This window comes from Candidatus Poribacteria bacterium, assembly GCA_009839745.1.
Classification (GTDB): domain Bacteria; phylum Poribacteria; class WGA-4E; order WGA-4E; family WGA-3G; genus WGA-3G.
On record VXPE01000089.1, the window covers coordinates 1 to 16,969 of the forward strand.

At 49.3% G+C, this 16,969-nt stretch carries 17 protein-coding genes; 2 read left to right on the top strand and 15 right to left on the bottom strand.

Annotation, left to right across the window (positions count from 1 at the left end; genetic code table 11):
* The first annotated feature begins 510 nt into the window (after positions 1 to 510).
* Together F4X88_14415 and F4X88_14420 are read left to right on the top strand one after the other, a co-directional pair.
* A complete protein-coding gene (locus F4X88_14415; protein MYA57484.1) occupies positions 511 to 1,428 on the top strand; it encodes a hypothetical protein in 918 nt (305 codons plus the stop codon).
* A gap of 102 nt (positions 1,429 to 1,530) precedes the next feature.
* A complete protein-coding gene (locus F4X88_14420; protein ID MYA57485.1) occupies positions 1,531 to 2,457 on the top strand; it encodes an acetamidase in 927 nt (308 codons plus the stop codon).
* A gap of 112 nt (positions 2,458 to 2,569) precedes the next feature.
* Here F4X88_14420 and F4X88_14425 read toward each other — a convergent pair whose 3' ends face one another.
* The 15 genes from F4X88_14425 to F4X88_14495 form a co-directional block, all read right to left on the bottom strand.
* Positions 2,570 to 3,355 (bottom strand): hypothetical protein, encoded by a 786-nt coding sequence (locus F4X88_14425; protein MYA57486.1) that lies wholly within the window; start codon positions 3,353 to 3,355, stop codon positions 2,570 to 2,572.
* Between the two features lie 290 nt (positions 3,356 to 3,645).
* Entirely contained in the window at positions 3,646 to 4,587 is a 942-nt protein-coding gene (locus F4X88_14430) for an SDR family NAD(P)-dependent oxidoreductase (GenBank protein ID MYA57487.1), read from the bottom strand.
* Positions 4,550 to 5,632, bottom strand: a complete 1,083-nt coding sequence (locus tag F4X88_14435) for an ABC transporter permease (protein MYA57488.1) — start codon at positions 5,630 to 5,632, stop codon at positions 4,550 to 4,552. The genes F4X88_14430 and F4X88_14435 overlap by 38 nt, the downstream gene beginning before the upstream one ends.
* Positions 5,633 to 5,680: 48 nt before the next feature.
* Positions 5,681 to 6,667, bottom strand: coding sequence for an ABC transporter permease (locus F4X88_14440; GenBank protein MYA57489.1), 987 nt, complete (start codon positions 6,665 to 6,667; stop codon positions 5,681 to 5,683).
* Complete coding sequence (locus tag F4X88_14445; GenBank protein ID MYA57490.1) at positions 6,664 to 8,664, bottom strand: ABC transporter substrate-binding protein; 2,001 nt, start codon at positions 8,662 to 8,664, stop codon at positions 6,664 to 6,666. The genes F4X88_14440 and F4X88_14445 overlap by 4 nt, the downstream gene beginning before the upstream one ends.
* Positions 8,665 to 8,666: 2 nt before the next feature.
* Complete coding sequence (locus F4X88_14450) at positions 8,667 to 9,662, bottom strand: dipeptide ABC transporter ATP-binding protein (GenBank protein MYA57491.1); 996 nt, start codon at positions 9,660 to 9,662, stop codon at positions 8,667 to 8,669.
* 535 nt (positions 9,663 to 10,197) lie between these two features.
* A complete protein-coding gene (locus tag F4X88_14455) occupies positions 10,198 to 11,220 on the bottom strand; it encodes an ABC transporter ATP-binding protein (GenBank protein ID MYA57492.1) in 1,023 nt (340 codons plus the stop codon).
* A 272-nt stretch (positions 11,221 to 11,492) separates the two neighbouring features.
* The gene (locus tag F4X88_14460; GenBank protein ID MYA57493.1) at positions 11,493 to 12,218 is read right to left on the bottom strand and encodes a hypothetical protein; all 726 of its coding nucleotides are present in this window, start codon (positions 12,216 to 12,218) and stop codon (positions 11,493 to 11,495) included.
* Complete coding sequence (locus tag F4X88_14465; GenBank protein MYA57494.1) at positions 12,218 to 12,790, bottom strand: sigma-70 family RNA polymerase sigma factor; 573 nt, start codon at positions 12,788 to 12,790, stop codon at positions 12,218 to 12,220. The genes F4X88_14460 and F4X88_14465 overlap by 1 nt, the downstream gene beginning before the upstream one ends.
* 322 nt (positions 12,791 to 13,112) lie before the next feature.
* Complete coding sequence (locus F4X88_14470; protein ID MYA57495.1) at positions 13,113 to 13,679, bottom strand: HEAT repeat domain-containing protein; 567 nt, start codon at positions 13,677 to 13,679, stop codon at positions 13,113 to 13,115.
* Between the two features lie 222 nt (positions 13,680 to 13,901).
* Entirely contained in the window at positions 13,902 to 14,246 is a 345-nt protein-coding gene (locus tag F4X88_14475; GenBank protein ID MYA57496.1) for a hypothetical protein, read from the bottom strand.
* Positions 14,247 to 14,402: 156 nt separating this feature from the next.
* Positions 14,403 to 14,618, bottom strand: a complete 216-nt coding sequence (locus tag F4X88_14480; protein MYA57497.1) for a hypothetical protein — start codon at positions 14,616 to 14,618, stop codon at positions 14,403 to 14,405.
* A complete protein-coding gene (locus tag F4X88_14485; GenBank protein ID MYA57498.1) occupies positions 14,615 to 14,989 on the bottom strand; it encodes a hypothetical protein in 375 nt (124 codons plus the stop codon). The genes F4X88_14480 and F4X88_14485 overlap by 4 nt, the downstream gene beginning before the upstream one ends.
* Positions 14,961 to 15,479: a type II toxin-antitoxin system VapC family toxin gene (locus F4X88_14490; protein MYA57499.1), complete on the bottom strand. Its 519-nt coding sequence runs from the start codon at positions 15,477 to 15,479 to the stop codon at positions 14,961 to 14,963. The genes F4X88_14485 and F4X88_14490 overlap by 29 nt, the downstream gene beginning before the upstream one ends.
* Before the next feature lie 174 nt (positions 15,480 to 15,653).
* Positions 15,654 to 16,961 carry a M24 family metallopeptidase gene (locus F4X88_14495; protein MYA57500.1) on the bottom strand — a complete coding sequence of 436 codons (1,308 nt, stop codon included), beginning with the start codon at positions 16,959 to 16,961 and terminating at the stop codon, positions 15,654 to 15,656.
* Positions 16,962 to 16,969 lie beyond the last annotated feature (8 nt).

Below are 16,969 nucleotides of genomic sequence, written 5' to 3' on the forward strand. Positions count from 1 at the left end.
GCTACGGGTGTCTTAAAATCCGACCGCTCTCCTTCCGAATGTAACAAAAGGTATGTTTTGTGCAATTCGGCAGTCCCCTCCTTCCCTTAGCTGCGTAACATTTTCATCTGAACCCCGATCTCTCCATAGACGTGCCACCCACTTTCTCGGATTCTATAGATATATCCCCCGTCATGACACCCCTTTTGTTGGAGGGGTTTCCAACCCCGATCCTTGTGTATGAAGAAACTCGCGCTTACAAAGCCCTTCTGCAATCTCTGTGAAATGGGGTTCATGAAGTTTCAGAAAATAAATCGGTAATCCAATATTTTCCCCGGCCCGGTAGGTGCGGTTTCCTAACCGCACCGGACCCGTTAGGAAATTACCGAATTAATAAATTAATCTTCATTAACCCCATGACTTGTTCCCGATAATTGACTCAGAAAACCGAAAATTGAATGTCTCTGGATAAAAATTTGTTTCACATTGCAGATGTATGGTATAATTCGTTGAACTCAGAAAAGGAACAGCATGGCGATCTTTGATACCGTTAGCAAAACACAAGCACAAACGCACCCCATGGACTTCGTCAATCACTGCCTAAACTTTGAGAAAGGCGACGCTACTTTTGTTGAACTGATCGTTCCTGAACAACCTACCGTTGAAATGCACGAAGCAGATATCGTCATCAAAGTAGAACTTAACGGTGAAGAGGCCTTGGTCCATTTGGAATTTCAGACGACGGACAGTTATGATCCTGAAATGTCACTTCGAATGGCAGGCTATATCATTCGGCTGATCGAGACCTATCGGTTGCCGGTGTATTCAAGTGTCATTTATCTTCGACCGGATGCGGGGCGACGGGATCGTGGCGTTTACGAGCAAAATATAGCAGGGCATCAGATCTTCATTGAATATCAAGTCCTGCGGCTGATTGAAATGGAAGGTAAGCCAATTCTTGATACGAAGCCAACGGGTTTGCTCCCTTTTACACCGCTGATGAAACGTCCTACGGATATGGACGCTGAAGAATGGCTGCGTCGCTGTGTCCAAACCGCAGATAGCGTTGATGTCCCGAATAAGCCAGCATACCTCGGGAGCCTTGCGGTTTTAGGGAATTTAGTTTACAAATCGGAACTGATTTCAAATATTATTCTGGAGGAAACCATGCAGCAATCTAATATTATCGAATACTGGACGGAGAAAGCAACAGCGGAAGCACACCAACAGGGACTTGAACAGGGACTTGAACAGGGTATGAAAAAACGCGCCCGTGAGGACATCCTTGAAGTCTTAGAACTTCGCTTAGAGCCTGATGCGGCAAGCGCTTTCAAACGGGTATTAGAAACAATTGAGGATTCCCAATATCTTAAGCAGCTACATCGCGCCGCGATCTTAGCAGAAAGTCCAGAGGATTTCCGACGAGCTTTAGCGTCAAACGGCGATTGAAACTGTCCACCGGCGATGAGGCCGATGACGTGTGAGATGCGGATTTGAGAACGCACGTTAAAGATGGAACGCACGTTGTTTCTCCCCAAGGAAAATTAAAATATGGCGACACATCACTTTGAACCGAGGGTCTATTACACAGCAATTGGTGCACACGAACCGGTACTTCATATTGAGAGCGGGGATACCGTTTTCACAACCACTGTGGACAACGCAGGCTACGATGCCACCGATACACAGGTAACCGAAAGAGGAAACCCACAAACAGGTCCCTTTTATATTGAATCGGCAGAACCGGGGGATACGTTAGCAGTTCATTTCGATCGGATCCTCCCGAATCGTCCCATCGGACGGACGGCTATGACTGTTGCTCCGAATGTCCTCGACCCGGACTACGCAGCGTCCGAGATGCCGGAAGGCGGTCGTGGTCTCGCAGAGTGGCATGTGGATGTGGAGAAGTGGACGGCGACGTTAACGACACCAGAAACACAGTTGGGTAAACTCACACTCCCGCTTGAACCGATGGTGGGGTGTTTCGGGGTTGCGCCGCCGCGAGGACAAGCGATCTCGACAGCGACCTCCTCCACACACGGCGGTAACATGGACTACCGCGGTTTTCAGGAGGGTGTCACCGTCTATTTTCCAGTTTTTGTCCCCGGCGCGCTCTTTTTTCTGGGTGATGGACACGCCGTGCAAGGTGATGGTGAAATCGTCGGGACTGGGATCGAAATCTCTTTTGATGTCCAGTTCACGGTTGAAGTACTCAAGGGAAAAAGCATCAACTGGCCCCGTGCGGAAAACAACGATTATATTCTGGCAGCGGGGAATGCGCGTCCGTTGGATCAGGCGGTGCAACACGCAACGACGGAACTGCTCCGGTGGTTGGATGAACTCGGTTTGGAGAAACGTGCCGCACACACCTTGTTGGGGCAAGCGGTAGAATACGATATGGGGAACGTCTTCGATCCAGCGTATACGATGGTCTGTAAAATCAAAAAGTCGATATTACGGGATATTGGGATTATGTAACGCGTGCGCACAAGTCCCCATAGTGATAGACCTCGCTCTAAAGTCCGAGGAAACCTCCACAGCGTCATACAGAAGCACTTGTGGAATTCAGAAGCAGGTCTGACGTCCTGACCTAAAGCTTCGGGATTCTATTAGACATAAGGGGATTTTTGGGACCCCGCTTTTTGCGTCGCTTCGCAAAAAGCGGGCTTGTTTCCTCAATTTCTTTGACGCGATCGAGGAAGTACAACCGCATTTGTGGTGCCGTTTTGTAATGTGGATTGTCTACGAGTAGATCAGGTTCGCCCAGTAGGTCGCCTATTAATCCCTTCGTCCAGCCACGTTCGGAGATCAGGCGTGATTGCGTGATTTTTACTTTCTCACGGATTTCTTTGCGTCTCGCGGCTCGCTTTTCTTTTTCTCCCTGCCACAAAGCTTTATACTCTTCGGATCTCTCCACTTTGCGGACGGCCGTCTTAGAATAGATCACATATTCGATACGCACATCAAGAAGAGACGTGGAAAACGACTCTGGTTCTAAGAACATGTTGATCCGTTCTTCCGTCCAGTGTCCGCGGTCTAACAACTCGGTTCTCGAAAAATGTGTCTCTGGGTGGCTGGGCATCTTTATGCCGTGAATCTCACAATAAATTTCTCGTAGTGCGCGATCGTGGATATTCAGAAGCATCTTCTCTCGCTCAGCTTCAACGATCGAATCGAAGTGGAAAAATCTGGGTCGGTTTAAGTCGTCGAAGGTTATGATACCAGGTGTCTTCATTTCCCTCTCCTGCTCAAACGCCATCAGTTCGCCCTCGGTCAGTATTGTGCCGCGATGGCGCAACTGGGATTTCGTGATGTGTCCACTCTTTCTTACGTGCCATCGATGCGGACGCATCGGACGACCGGGAAAATCAAACATCTTGGTCTCCTGTTTTCGCGCGCCTTTTGGGTTAAAGTTTTGTTGTAATACCATTTCTGATTGAAAATGCTTCAATAAACGAGTGCTTTGTAGCATAGGCTGTTAGCCTGTGCAGTCTTTGAGGTGATCTGTCAATGCAATATAATCTTTTAGAAATGGTATAAGGGATATACCCCCCTTGCCTGAAGAATGGAAAGAACCCCTTTGTCCCGCTTATCAGAGGGGTAAAAGGACACCGCCATTTGCTCTTGCCCGATTGTTGTTTTATCCTGTCTCACTATCATCTCCAATCACTTCTCTTTGTTCATATTTAACTCTGCCATGGAGCGGAGATTCAATAGCGGTGTCATCACGCCACCAGCGGCGGGGAGGACGACCCCGGTATCGTAAAGTCGCATCGCAGAAATCGTGGCGTGGGCGACATCCTCAGGCGCGCCAGCACGGACCATGAAGATATAGCCTTTCTCCGCGGCTTCCTCATAATCGGGTATACGGACGCGCGAGAGGTCGGTATCAATTACACCCGCAGCGATGCCGTTCACCTTAATACCGTGTCCTGCTAAGCGTCCCGCAAAGGCACGCATGCTCATCTCTAACCCTGCTTTTGAGATACAATAAGCGGTTCGGTTGTCGGACGCCATAATATCGGAAATCGAGAGCGTATAGATAATACAACCACGAATCTCGTTTGTCACCATGTAGTTGGCGACGCGTTGCGTCAGAAAGTGGGTTGCCTTGAGGTTGGTGTTAACAATCAGATCGAACTGTTCCGGTGTTTCTTCAAGAATGTCAGCGATACGGGTGATGCCGGCGTTGTTGATGAGGATATCTACCTTTCCGAAGGCACTATGTGCGGTATCAAGTAGTTTTTCGTGTGCCTCCAGGTCGCTGATGTCGGCTTGGATAATAACCGCTTTTCTACCGAGTGCCTCTATTTCCTGTTGGACGGATTCGGCGGCATCCCGATTCTGGTTGTAGTTGATAAGGACATCAGCACCTTGGCGCGCCAATTCAATGGCGATTGCGCGTCCGATACCACGACTGGAACCTGTAACGATCGCTGCTTTGTCGGTGAATGAAACATCTGTTGCAAAGAATCCGAGGTCCATGTTTGTTGGCATTTTTTCTCCCAAAAAAACAATAGAGGTAAATTGCTGGATTTTGCGGACGGCACACGGAGTGTGCCTGCTACTTTTAATCTGAATAGGGATCCGCTGCGTCGCGGAGGGCATCTCCTAAGAAGTTAAAGGCAATCACGACAATAAGTACTGGGAGTGCTGGGAAAATGAGCCACGGATAATGGAGTAGCACGGTAACACGCTGCGCCTCCTCCAAGAGGACCCCCCAACTCGTCATCGGTGGACGAATTCCTAACCCCAAAAAACTGAGGGCAGTCTCTCCAAGGATCATACCCGGAATAGCGAGTGTAGCGATAACGATGATATGACTGTAACACCCGGGTAACAAATGCCTTGTGATGATGTGCCAATGTCCCGCGCCCGCGGCACGCGCCGCCATCACGAAATCACTTTCCCGATACGCCAAGACCTTACCGCGGACCTGCCGTGCCAATCCCCCCCACCGTATAATCGATAAAATAATGGTGATACCGAAATAGATTTGGATACTCGACCAACCGGGCGGCAGTGCGGCACCGAGTGCCATCCATAGCGGGATGTCCGGGAACGCCGAAAGGACTTCAATAATACGTTGGATGAGATTGTCTACCCATCCGCCCCAATAGCCAGAGATAGTGCCGAGGATAGAACCGAGAATGATGCTCAAAAACACACCGACCAAGCCGAGTGTCATAGAGACGCGTGCTCCGTACATAATACGCGAGAGCAGGTCGCGTCCCATCCGATCAGTGCCTAACAGGAACATGGGACCCGAGGAACTGAATAGGTGCCGTTTGCCTTCGGCATCCTTGAAGAAGAATTCAACGGGGTGACGTCGTGCCAAGTCTTTGGTGAATTCCAACTCAAGACTTTCTGGATTCCGGACGGACTTTAAGCCGTGAACATAGAACCCATCTTCGACCGAGAAATGGAGACGTTGGGGCGGCACATGGCGCAGTCGCATATTGATATCGTTATAGTGATAGGGTGCAAAGAAATCGGCGCCACTGGCGAGAATATAAAAGACCAGCAAGAGGACCCCCGCAATAACCCCCATCCGATTCTTGCGAAACCGGCGCCATATCAGTTGGCGATAACTCAGTTGCCCTACTTCGGCTGCATCCTTAACTTCTTCCGCAGTCTCAATTGTAGATTGCATATATTAATCCAAACTGTGTAGCCCGTAATGTAAAGGTAAAATTAAAAATCACTCATAACGAATCCTTGGATCTACCCAAGCGAGGGCTATATCCGCGAGCAGGTTGCCGATAACCAAAAGGAGGCTCAGCATCATAATCAACGTCCCCGCGAGATAGATGTCCTCGTTCAATAAACTGCGTAAAAGAATCGGTCCGACTGTCGGTAACCCCAAGACGATTGAGACAATCGCTGAACCGGAGAGAATACCGGGTAGACTCATCCCTAAAATGCTGATGAGTGGATTGATCGCAATCCGCACTGCATGTTTACTCACCACAACGATCTCTTTAAGCCCTTTCGCTCTCGCTGTTTGGACGAAAGGCTGTCCGAGAACGTCGAGCAGGTTACCCCGCATGATCCGCATCAAACTCGCGGTCCCGTTAATCCCGACGACGATAACAGGGATCCACAGGTGCTTGAACAGGTCGTTGAGTTTGCCCCAGGTCCACGGCGCGCCTTCATAGTAAGCCGAGAATAGCCCAAACAGTGGAACACCGAAGATGTCAAAGGCGAATACCATCAACGAGAGTGCCAAGAGAAACGCCGGTATGGACATCCCGACAAAACTGAGGAAGGTCAGAAAGTGGTCTGACCACTTGTATTGGTGTGTTGCGGAATAGACACCGAGGGGAATAGCGATAACATAGGTGAAGATAAGCGATCCTACAGAGATAATCAGAGTAAAGGCGATCCTATCCCATATCAGTTCGTGGACTTCCCGTTTATACTCAAACGACTCGCCGAAGTTCCCGCGCACAAAACCGGTTATCCAGATAAAGTAGCGTTTCCAGAGTGGTTCGTTCAAACCGTAGCGTTCCCGCAATTCCTCAACATGCGCCAGTGAACTGCTATCGCCGAACTCCTCTTCTAACCGCTGAATTTCGCGGTCGAGGTAATCGCCTTGCGGGAGCTGGATGATGATAAAAGAGATGATGGAAATCGCCATGAGTGTCGGAATTGCGATCAAACATCGGCGAATGATATAGGTAATTATGGGTGTGTCTCCTTGGATAGCCAGCACTGTTCGGGATAACTGGTCGCGGGGGTAACAATCGCCCATGGACCCAAAATGCCGTCGTTGGGGACGTTGTGAAAATGGTTTGATACAACTAAAAGCGATGGTGAACGCGCCGCAGAACCGAGGTGAAACGGTCCCTCGTCAATGTGAATCCTGACTGCATCCCGGACGTATTGATGTCGTTGTTTTTCATCGGGTTCCTTCTTAATCTCGTCGTATAAATCAAGCAACTTTTTTAGGGGTCCGGTAGGGGGTTCACCCTTTTCACCCCCCGTCTCATACCACTTCCCGACCTTCGGATGCCAATACTTCGGAAGTGTCGGAAACACCCAATCGGGATACGTGAAGAGATCCATCTCCGCTTCACCGTGCATACTGATCGTGAATTTACCGAGCGTGCGCCGCAGACTTAATTCGGCACCCGGAGGCGTATAAAGCAGGGTTTTCAAACCGAGCTGCTCCCATCCCTCCTGAATAATTAATCCGATATCGTTCTCTTGGCTATTCAGATTAGAACTCGGCACGTCCATGAGCATCTCAATCGGTTTGCCATCGGGACGGAGTCTATAACCGTCCTCATCACGTGCTATGAGTCCCATTTCATCGAGAAGCCGGTTTCCTGCATCAATATCAAAGTCTGCATCGGCGCGTTTCCATTCTTCAAAGAGGGTCTGTCCATCTTCATCGGCGAAGTGCCACCCCTCTTGGCTGACGGTTGCTGCTTGGGGTTCCAACAAGCCGCGCCATGCGATTTCATTACATTTCACACGATCAATACCATAAGCGAGTGCCTTTCGGAAACGCTGATCTCGAATGAGTTTTCTTAACACAGGATCGGGGGCGGTCCAGTTAATCAAAATAGCGGGTTGTGCGCCAGCCGTGCTTTTCCAGCGACGGACCTTATAGTTTCCCTTCTCCTGTCCCTTCAAATAGAGTGCGAGATCGCGGAGTTCCATCCCGCGGTATTGGCAGTCGATCTCCCCTGCGAGGATTTTGAGCACGCGCACCTGCGGCTCAGGCACCAAACTCGTTTTGACGCTGTCAATATAAGGGAGCTGCCTGCCGAGTTCATCAACGACATAGTAATACGGATTGCGCTCGAGCTCAACCCGGAAACCGCCCTTCTCATATTTTATCACCCGCCAGGGCCATAACGTGGGGCGCTCCGGGTTTTGGTGTGGGATGTTTTCCTTCTCAAATCGGATGAAGTCTTTGTATTCCGGATTTCCATCCGGGTGGAACTGCATCATGTAGTGCTTGGGAATGTTATACTGATTACACCACCAAAAACCCGTCGCCAACCAGAGCGGCACGAGCCAATTGGGACCTGCGAATTTCATTACAATCGTGTAATCATCGGGGGTTTCGACTTCCATCGGAATACCGTTGACCTTGCACCAAACCGGTGGGCTGTATTTGTATCGTTCATCAAGGCAGAGGTCATAATAGAAAGCAAACGAGGCAGAGGTATACGGATGTCCGTCCGACCATTTGACCCCCTTGCGGAGATGCAAGGTCAAGATACTTCCATCCTCATTAAACTCCCATGTTTCAGCAAGACCGGGTTCCAGACCAGAGGCATCAAATTTCCATCGGATGAGTGGCGCATACCCGGCTGTCATCTTCCATGTCCCCAAATCCGGATGTGTATGGAACCGGTGCCACGTGCCGCCATAGGGACCGGGACGTTCATAGCCATCAAAATTCGTCTTGGCGACGAGCGGATTTTCTGGGAGCCGTTCCGCGAGAGAGGGGAGTTTGTCTTCAGCAACGAGCTTTGCCCACATCGGTGCCTCTTTCGCTTCAATTCCACTCGGAAAATCGGAGGTATCCTCTAACGGGTTTCCTGAACAACCCGCAATGAAAATCAGTAAGATAATTAGAGTTTTCGCTGCATTCCGAAGGATTTGCAGTTGCTCGAGTCGCTTTCTACATTCGGAGAGTTGGTCTGCAGACATCTTTGGTTTTGACATCACTACACTCCCTGTAACGCCAACGTATCACTATGATGACATGCCACCTGAACACCCGATGCTACCTGACGGAGTTCCGGGGTTTCCTGTTTGCATATATCGGTTGCGTATCGGCACCGCGGGTGAAAATAGCATCCAGGGGGCGGTTGAGACGGATCGGGGACATCCCCTTCAAGACGGATGTGTTCACGTTTGCGCTGCGCACTCGGATCTGGCAGTGGCACAGCGGATATTAATGCCTCCGTATACGGATGCTTCGGCGATTGATAGAGGGTTTCAGCATCACTGATCTCCACGATTTTTCCGAGATACATGACAGCGACGCGGTCGCTGATATGTTCAACGACACTCAGATCGTGCGCGATAAAGATATAAGAGAGTTGAAATTTTTCACGGAGCTCCGCCAGCAAATTGAGAATTTGTGCTTGGACGGAAACATCTAACGCCGAGACGGGTTCATCTGCCACGATGAGTTCAGGTTGGAGTGCTAACGCCCGCGCAATACCGATACGTTGACGTTGCCCACCACTGAAGGCGTGTGGATATCGGCGCGTATCCTGCGATCTCAAACCTACAGATTCCAGTAACTCAACAATCCGGTCTTGAAGTGCTGTTCCTTTCTCGGTCCGGTTGACGCGCATCGGTTCTCCGACGATGTCTCCTACCGTCATCCGTGGATTGAGCGAGGCATGCGGGTCTTGGAAGATCATCTGGATACGTCTACGATACGGGCGCATCTCATGGTGAGTCAACTTCGCTAAATCTACCTCTTCCTCACCGAAAACGAAACTCCCGCTTGTGGGTGGAATCAATCGGAGCAAGCATCGTCCTGCTGTGGTTTTCCCGCAGCCACTTTCACCGACGAGTCCGAGCGTCTCACCGCGTTGGACATCAAAATTGATACCATCGACCGCCTTGACATAACCGACAGTGCGTTGAAAGATACCTTTCTGTATCGGAAAATATTTTCTGAGATCGTTCACCTGAAGCAATTTCATTCTTTAATTTTTCCTTGCGGTTCGGTCGGGTAGGTTTGAACTTTATCTGCCTCTCCGTAGACTCGCCCTCCGCTACGCTTACGGGCTAAGCACTTCAGTTTACCGATTTTTAATTTTTCCTTGCAGTTCGGTTAGGTGAGTTTGGCAAATAATACCATTTCTGATTGAAATTGTAGCATAAACTTTTAGTTTGTGCTTGCTTGTAGCATAGACTGGCGAATGCGCGTGTGGCATTCGCAAAGACTCTGTGCACTCAGGTGCGGTTAATGCGATATAAACTTTTAGAAATGGTATAATGTTCATCGACGTATATCCGCCTGCGTGTTTTTGCGAATCAGAATCAACGGTATGAGGTCTCCCGTGTGGGCTTCCCTGGGTATGAAGGTTCTCCGTGTGACATTCCCCGGGGCATTTCTGTGTATTGTTGCAGGCTACAGGTTTGGGTAAAAAAAGAAACGTCAAAATTTCCAAACTCAGTAAAACTTAATCGAAAACCTGCGCGTAATGAAATGGAGCGCAGCCCAGGAGCAATAAATTAAAAAGTATGAAGCCAGCATCGGACAGCGTGTCCGCGATTTTCCGTTTCTCCCATGAGTTCCGGCATCTGTTCACACGCTGGCATCCGCTCCGAACACCGGGCTTGAAACGAGCATCCGACCGGCAGTGTCAAGGGGTGTGGCACCGTCCCGGGTATGGAGGGCAAGGTTTTCTGCGGCGTCTTCCCGAGGACGGGTATGGACTTTAGCAATCCCTGCGTGTAAGGATGCAGCGGATTATAGAAGATGTCATCAACCGTGCCTTTTTCGACGACGCGCCCTGCATACATGACAACGACTTCATCCGCGAGATCGGCGATAACGCCGAGGTCGTGAGTGATGAGCATAATTGCCATCCCCATCTCCGCTTGGAGTTCCTGCATGAGACCCAGCACCTGCGCTTGGATGGTCACATCGAGAGCGGTCGTGGGTTCGTCTGCAATGAGGAGTGTCGGTGAACAACAGAGTGCCATTGCAATCATGACGCGTTGACGCATGCCACCCGAGAGTTGGTGTGGGTATTCATCGACGCGTTGTGTAGGGGCAGGTATACCGACACGCGCGATCATCTCAATTGCGCGTTCACGTGCCGTCTTTTTATCGACCTGCTCGTGTAAGACAATCGCTTCAGCAATCTGGTTTCCGATCGTATAGACCGGATTGAGGGAGGTCATGGGTTCCTGGAAAATGATGGCAATTTCGTTGCCGCGGATTTCGCGCATCAATTCGCTTTTTGGTGCCACCTGTGCAATGTCTAACGGAGCCTCTTCACCGTTGCGATAAAATTGGATCTCACCGGCTTCAATACGTCCGGGTGACGGCACGAGTTGCAGCAGCGAGAGTCCAGTGATGCTTTTTCCGCAGCCACTTTCGCCGACAACCCCGACAGTCTGCCCGCGATCAATTTTAAAACTGACATCGTTCACGGCGTTGACGATACCATCGTCTGTTGGGAAAACCGTTTTTAAGCCTGAAATTTCCAAGAGCGGTTTTTCGTGGGATGTATTTTGCACTGAAGCCATTCTCTTTTTTTAATTTTACCTTTGTGCCGGTGTTGCAAGATTGCGATTTTGTGCCTAATTTTAATACCAATACAGGATCGTTATCCGTGAGGTATACCTAACTTTAGGCGATTATACACAAAAAACGGTTGTGTGTCAATCTTTTTTGATGCTGGTAAGCGTAATTATGGAGCCTAAGGGCAAGTGTAGGCGCGGTTACTAAACCGCGCCTGCGTTAACGGAAGGATTTTTAAAATGAAGGCACTCCGAGCAGCACAGGCGTGCTGGTATACCTACAACTCGGTTTTAATGTGATTCCAAAATACGGTAAGTTTCTGACTTCCGACATTTTGGGAATAACTCACAACGCTGGCTTCACCTGTTTGTTCTTCATAATCTACGGTATCGGTGGGCCACATCTTCGATGCATCCTGTGTTGGACTGAAGAAATAATCACGTGCATGCTGGACAGCAATCACAGGCTGTTTCGGTGTGCCCAGGTTCCCCACCTTTGTTTCAGTGCCTTTAACCAGTGCCCATGGAGACGGTGAGATCTTGACGTGTTCAAGCCGTGTCCTCTCCATTGCGGTTAGACCTAATTCGGGTTCCTGTGATTCCGTAAAGAATGCCAGTTTCATGACAAAACCGGAAGCGACGAGAAAGAAGAGTAAGACGACAGCATTGACGAACCGAGGCGAGAGATCCACCTTCAATCGGTCAAGGCACCATGCTAACGGACCCGCGAAGAATGCAAGTTGCTGTTGTCGATGGAGTTGCCGAACGCTGCGTTGAATGTTCCCGACTAATTCCGGCGGTGGCACCGGAGCCTCTGTCGTCTCCAGCACGCTTGCGGTGTGCCACAACGCTTCGTATTCCCTTTGGCAGCCTGGACAGGTCCGCAGATGCTCCAACAAGGTGCGTCGCGAAATTCCCTCAGCAGTCGGTTCTGCTGTCCGCGTCTCTCCGTTTAGAACGAGGTGTGGCAAATTGTTAAGAGTCTGTTTGCAATTCAAATTCATCAAGCCCCCCCTTCCAAGAGATAATATTTGCTCAATTTCCGCTTGAGATTTTTCAGTGCCTGATTCAACCGTGAAGCCACAGTGCCTTCCGAACACTTCAATATCTCAGCGATCTCCCGGTACTTGAGGTGCTGCATATAGTATAATATGACGACCTCGCGCTGTTTCTTCGGTAACCGACTGATGGCACCTTGAACCATTTCGTTCTGTTCTGTATTGACCACTGCGCCTTCAGGGGATCCGGTTTCAGAAACCGCGCCATCTATTTCCGCTTCTCTGGTATAAGCGGTAAGTTTGCGTTCATGCGATTGCGATTTACGGATATACTGCTGGCAGGTATTGATGCCGATACTATAGAGCCATGTCCCGAACTGCGATTGAAATCGAAACGCTTTAATTGACTTGTATGCCTCTAAAAACGTCTCCTGTGTCGCGTCAGCGGCATCTTCGGGATTGCGGAGCATTCGGTACGCAAGCCCATAAATCTTTGAATGATGCCGATTGACGAGTTCGTTGAACGCCTCGGCATCGCCCTCCACTGTCTGGTGGACGTAAACATCATCAGGAATCATTTTTTTAATTTACCTTGCGGTTCGGTCAGGTGGGTTTGGGCTTTTACCTGCCTCTCCGTAGAACCGCTTGCGCCGTTGTTGCAAGCTACTGCTTTGGTTTAAGGATAGAAACATCAAAATTCACAAACCCAGTAAAAACGCATCAAAAACCGCAATTGATTTCCCCTTCACTTTTTTCAAAAGCGGCAAACGCGCCCATAAATTGGGACATTATTTGTTTTGTTGCGTCGGCATCAATTTTCCTTCATTTTTTTTCAAGAGCCCCAAAAAAGAGAGAAACCCTTTACTAATTTTCTATGACTGATTGATTAAGTCTTGAACGTTATACGGATTCGCACGCCTCACAGACGAAGGCGAAACGTTTAGTGCCGTTTGTCTCAAACTCGGTCTCGTAATCATAACTGACCGGCACGTTTGACTCGCCACACCAATCACAGCGTCCAGCAAAGGTATGTGCTTTCTGTCCCAACAACACTTCCTTCTGCTCCTCAACTTTTCGGGTGGCAGCAATGAGGTCGAGGGCATTTTGGCGGAGCCTCGGATCCGTTTCCTCTTTAGCGATCCTTTCAAGGAGCGGTTGCAGTCTCGGATCGTTCGGATTCCCGCCGTCGTCGAGTGTATGCCACGCGGCTTTTCGGACGCGCAGATCGGGATCAACCAAGCCTTTGTAGAGCGCCACCCACACTTTGTCAATGCTTTTCCGAACGTGGCAGGGACAGAGGTTGTCCATCGCCTCGACGCGATCATCGGCGTTGGAAGAATACGCGAGGGAGAGGTAGTATTCGACCTCATTACCGCGCAGTCGGTCTTCACCCCGGCGATGTGCTTTCTTCTGATATTTGTTCATGCCTCTCAGTTTTTTTGCCTTCGGAATTCCATGTTTTGGCATCTGTTTCCTCCAAAAAATATAATTCTGAATCGCGGATTGTCGCGAATTTATCAGATTTCGCGGATTTTAGCATCCTCTTATTGCTTCAACTTTGACTTTGAGATCGGGTCTTCGGATTCTGTAAAATGAGGGTAGACATCCCTTCCGCCTGTGGGATTTTGAGCAAGTCGCGAAGCGGCTGTTCCTGTGGGTTATTATAGGTGGCTGGACACTTTACCGCCATCAACTGAAGAGGGCAATCAGGGCGATAATCACTGCCGCAATTGCTGCCCCTGTCGTGAAGACAGTCAATATTCTACCGCTGCCTTCCTGCTTCCCCTCCAATTTTCCTTTGACCCATCCGACATCGTGCTTCAATTGCCCGACGTGGGTTTCAATAGCATCGAGTCGTTTTTCTAAGCGTTCGTTATCCTTTTCCCTTTGTGTTTCAATGGCATTAAGGCGTTTTTCTAAACGCTCGTTATCCTCTCTTCTCTGTGTCTCAATGGCATCGAGTCGTTTTTCTAAACGCGATTCAATTCCCGACAAGGCTTCAAAAATTCTGTCCTGAAAATCTTGCTCTGTCATTTCTATCGCCTCCCTTGGTACCTCATTTCCATACGATGCATAGTGTAGTTTAGCACGATTTGCCTGTTAGAATCAACTGAAAATCAACGGGGGTGTAAATATTTTGTCAATTGTCTGAATCGCGGATTGACGCGGAGGACACGGAGGACGCGGATTTTAAGAAAGGTCTTCAAATGTGAAGTGCCCTTCATTTTCTTTTCTGGACTGCCTTGGAAACGAAATACCACTGACAGGTTCTTCGGGTTCATAACTGATGAGTGCCTCCAAAAGGGATCTTTCACTGTTGCCTTGCGGACTCGTTTCAACAGCTAACAAAGCAGCGTCAATAGAACCTTCAAGTATGCTTTTAGTTTTTCCTTTCCGTAACTTCATAGCTGTTTGAAATGCTGCGTGATAAACCTCAATAATCCGTAGCCTTTGAGTTCATCTGCTAAGATCTTAAATCCAAGTTCATAGATTTCAATGTCGGTGAGTTCTAACATCCCTTCGCGCCATGCGGCAATCCGCTCGGCTTTGAGGCGTTCCTCCTTTTTCCGCGATGCTGCTCCCTGTTGGATACGTTTCGCAAGCGTCCGGATATCCGGGTCTTTGTCCATCCATTTATGCCGTTCAGCAGTATAATCATAGGTGCGCGGTTTACAGTTTTGAAGGAATTGTGTTGTATACGCGGAGCCGAGTTGTTTTGTAAGTTCTTTAATGCCGAGTTCATAAATCTCAAGATCCGTCATCTGGAAAATGTCCATTTCCTGTCACCTCCCGTAACCATGTTTCTGGATTTTCGACCTGGATGTGAAGCCGTGCTTGGGCCCGTTGTGATCTTCTGAGCAGCCTATCATCCGTTGTTAGGAAAATGTCAGCCTCGCCACTTTCAGCACAGGCAAGATGCAAGGCATCTTTTTCCTTAAAACCTAACGATTCAAGTTGTAAACCTCTTGATATTTCCTCTGCTCCGACAGAGATAATCTGATGCGTAAGCATTAACAAGGTTTCGACCTGCGTGCGTTCTTCCAAATCCGGGGTTTGCTCAACTTCATCTATTATGACATCGCTGGCAATCCAATGCCAATCCCCGCGAAAGCAGTAAGTGAGAATTTGATGAGTAGCTTTGGCTTCCTCAATAACACGTGTTTGAGTTGGTGGATCAAAAAGTCGGCTCAAACAACACGTGTCAAGATAAATTTTCCAGAATGGCGAAAAAGCTTGCACGCGTCTATATAGACCTCGTTTGATAATTTTCTATCTTGGTATGTATCTCCCAGAAGGCACATCCACAACTTCACACGCAGGCGCGTGCTCAAGTGCCCCAAGGAGATTCTAACAGGTTTGGCTCATAGGGTCAAGGAAAAATTGAGGCTCACGATGTGCCCTCTTGCAACTCTTTACTCTATTAGAACTTGCGAAGTGAGGCTACCATTTTCTCGCTTGGACAAGTGCTTCGACTTCGTCAATTTCTTTCGGGACACCGTCCGTCAGCACTTCACACCCGTCCTCTGTGATGAGGATATCGTCCTCTATGCGGACCCCGATGCCGAGATACGCCGGGGGCACATCCTGTGTATCGTCAGCGACGTAGAGTCCCGGCTCAATGGTCATCACCATGCCGGGTTGGAAGGTTTTGAAATCACCGTTGGATTCGTGGACGCAATTGACATCGTGGACATCTAAACCGAGCATGTGTCCGATCCGGTACATGTAAAACTGTCGGTATGCCTCTTTCTTTATCAATTTCTTTGCTTTTCCCTTGAGGAGACCGAGACTGAGCATGCCTTCCGTCAATAACTCAATCGACTTTTGGTGCGGTTCGTCGATGGAAACCCCCGGACAGATAGCATCAATAATGGCAGTGTGTGCGTCAAGAACAATCTGATAAATCTCTCGCTGCGCTTCAGTGAAGGTGCCGTTCGCGGGAAAGGTTCGGGTCACATCGCCAGAATAGTGACCGTATTCTGCCCCTGCGTCAATGAGGACGAGGGTTTCGTCTTCAATCCGGCAGTCATTCGTTGTATAGTGGAGCGTTGTCGCGTTTCCGCCACTCGCAACGATAGTGGGAAAGGCGACACCGTTTGCGCCGTTCATACGGAACGTGGATTCAACGAGTGCTTCCAACTCGTATTCATACAACCCCGGACGCACCGCTTTCATCGCGGCGACGTGTCCGGCTACGGTAATCTCCGTCGCCAATCGGGTCCGCTGCAATTCCGTCTCATTTTTGATTAACCGCAGCTCGCTGAGAATAGGACTCGGATCCACAAGCGTATCAAACCCCTTGCCCGATCGGATGCGTGACCTGACCGACTGCGTGAAACGGGCGAGAATTTCACCGTCGACATCCGCATTGGCGCCGAGCGTATAGTAAAGCCGTTCGGCACCTTGTAGGTATTTCCCGATTTTTTTACTGAATTTCTCTATCGGATAGGCTTTATCTGCCCCGTAGCGTTTACGAGCGTCCTTAACGCCAACCCGCTTACCGTTCCAGATTTCCGCCTGCTTATCTTTCGGACGCACGAACAGGATATATTGATGTTTCGGATGATCGGGCGCGATGACACAGATCGACTCTGGTTCTTCAAACCCCGTAAGGTAATAAAAATTCGGATCCGGACGATAATTATACTCGGTGTCGTGATTCCAGATTGCGGGGGGTGTACTGGCGAAGATAGCGACCCCGCCACGCCCCATCTTTTCTATAAAGGCTTCGCGATTTTGCTTATACAAACTATTGA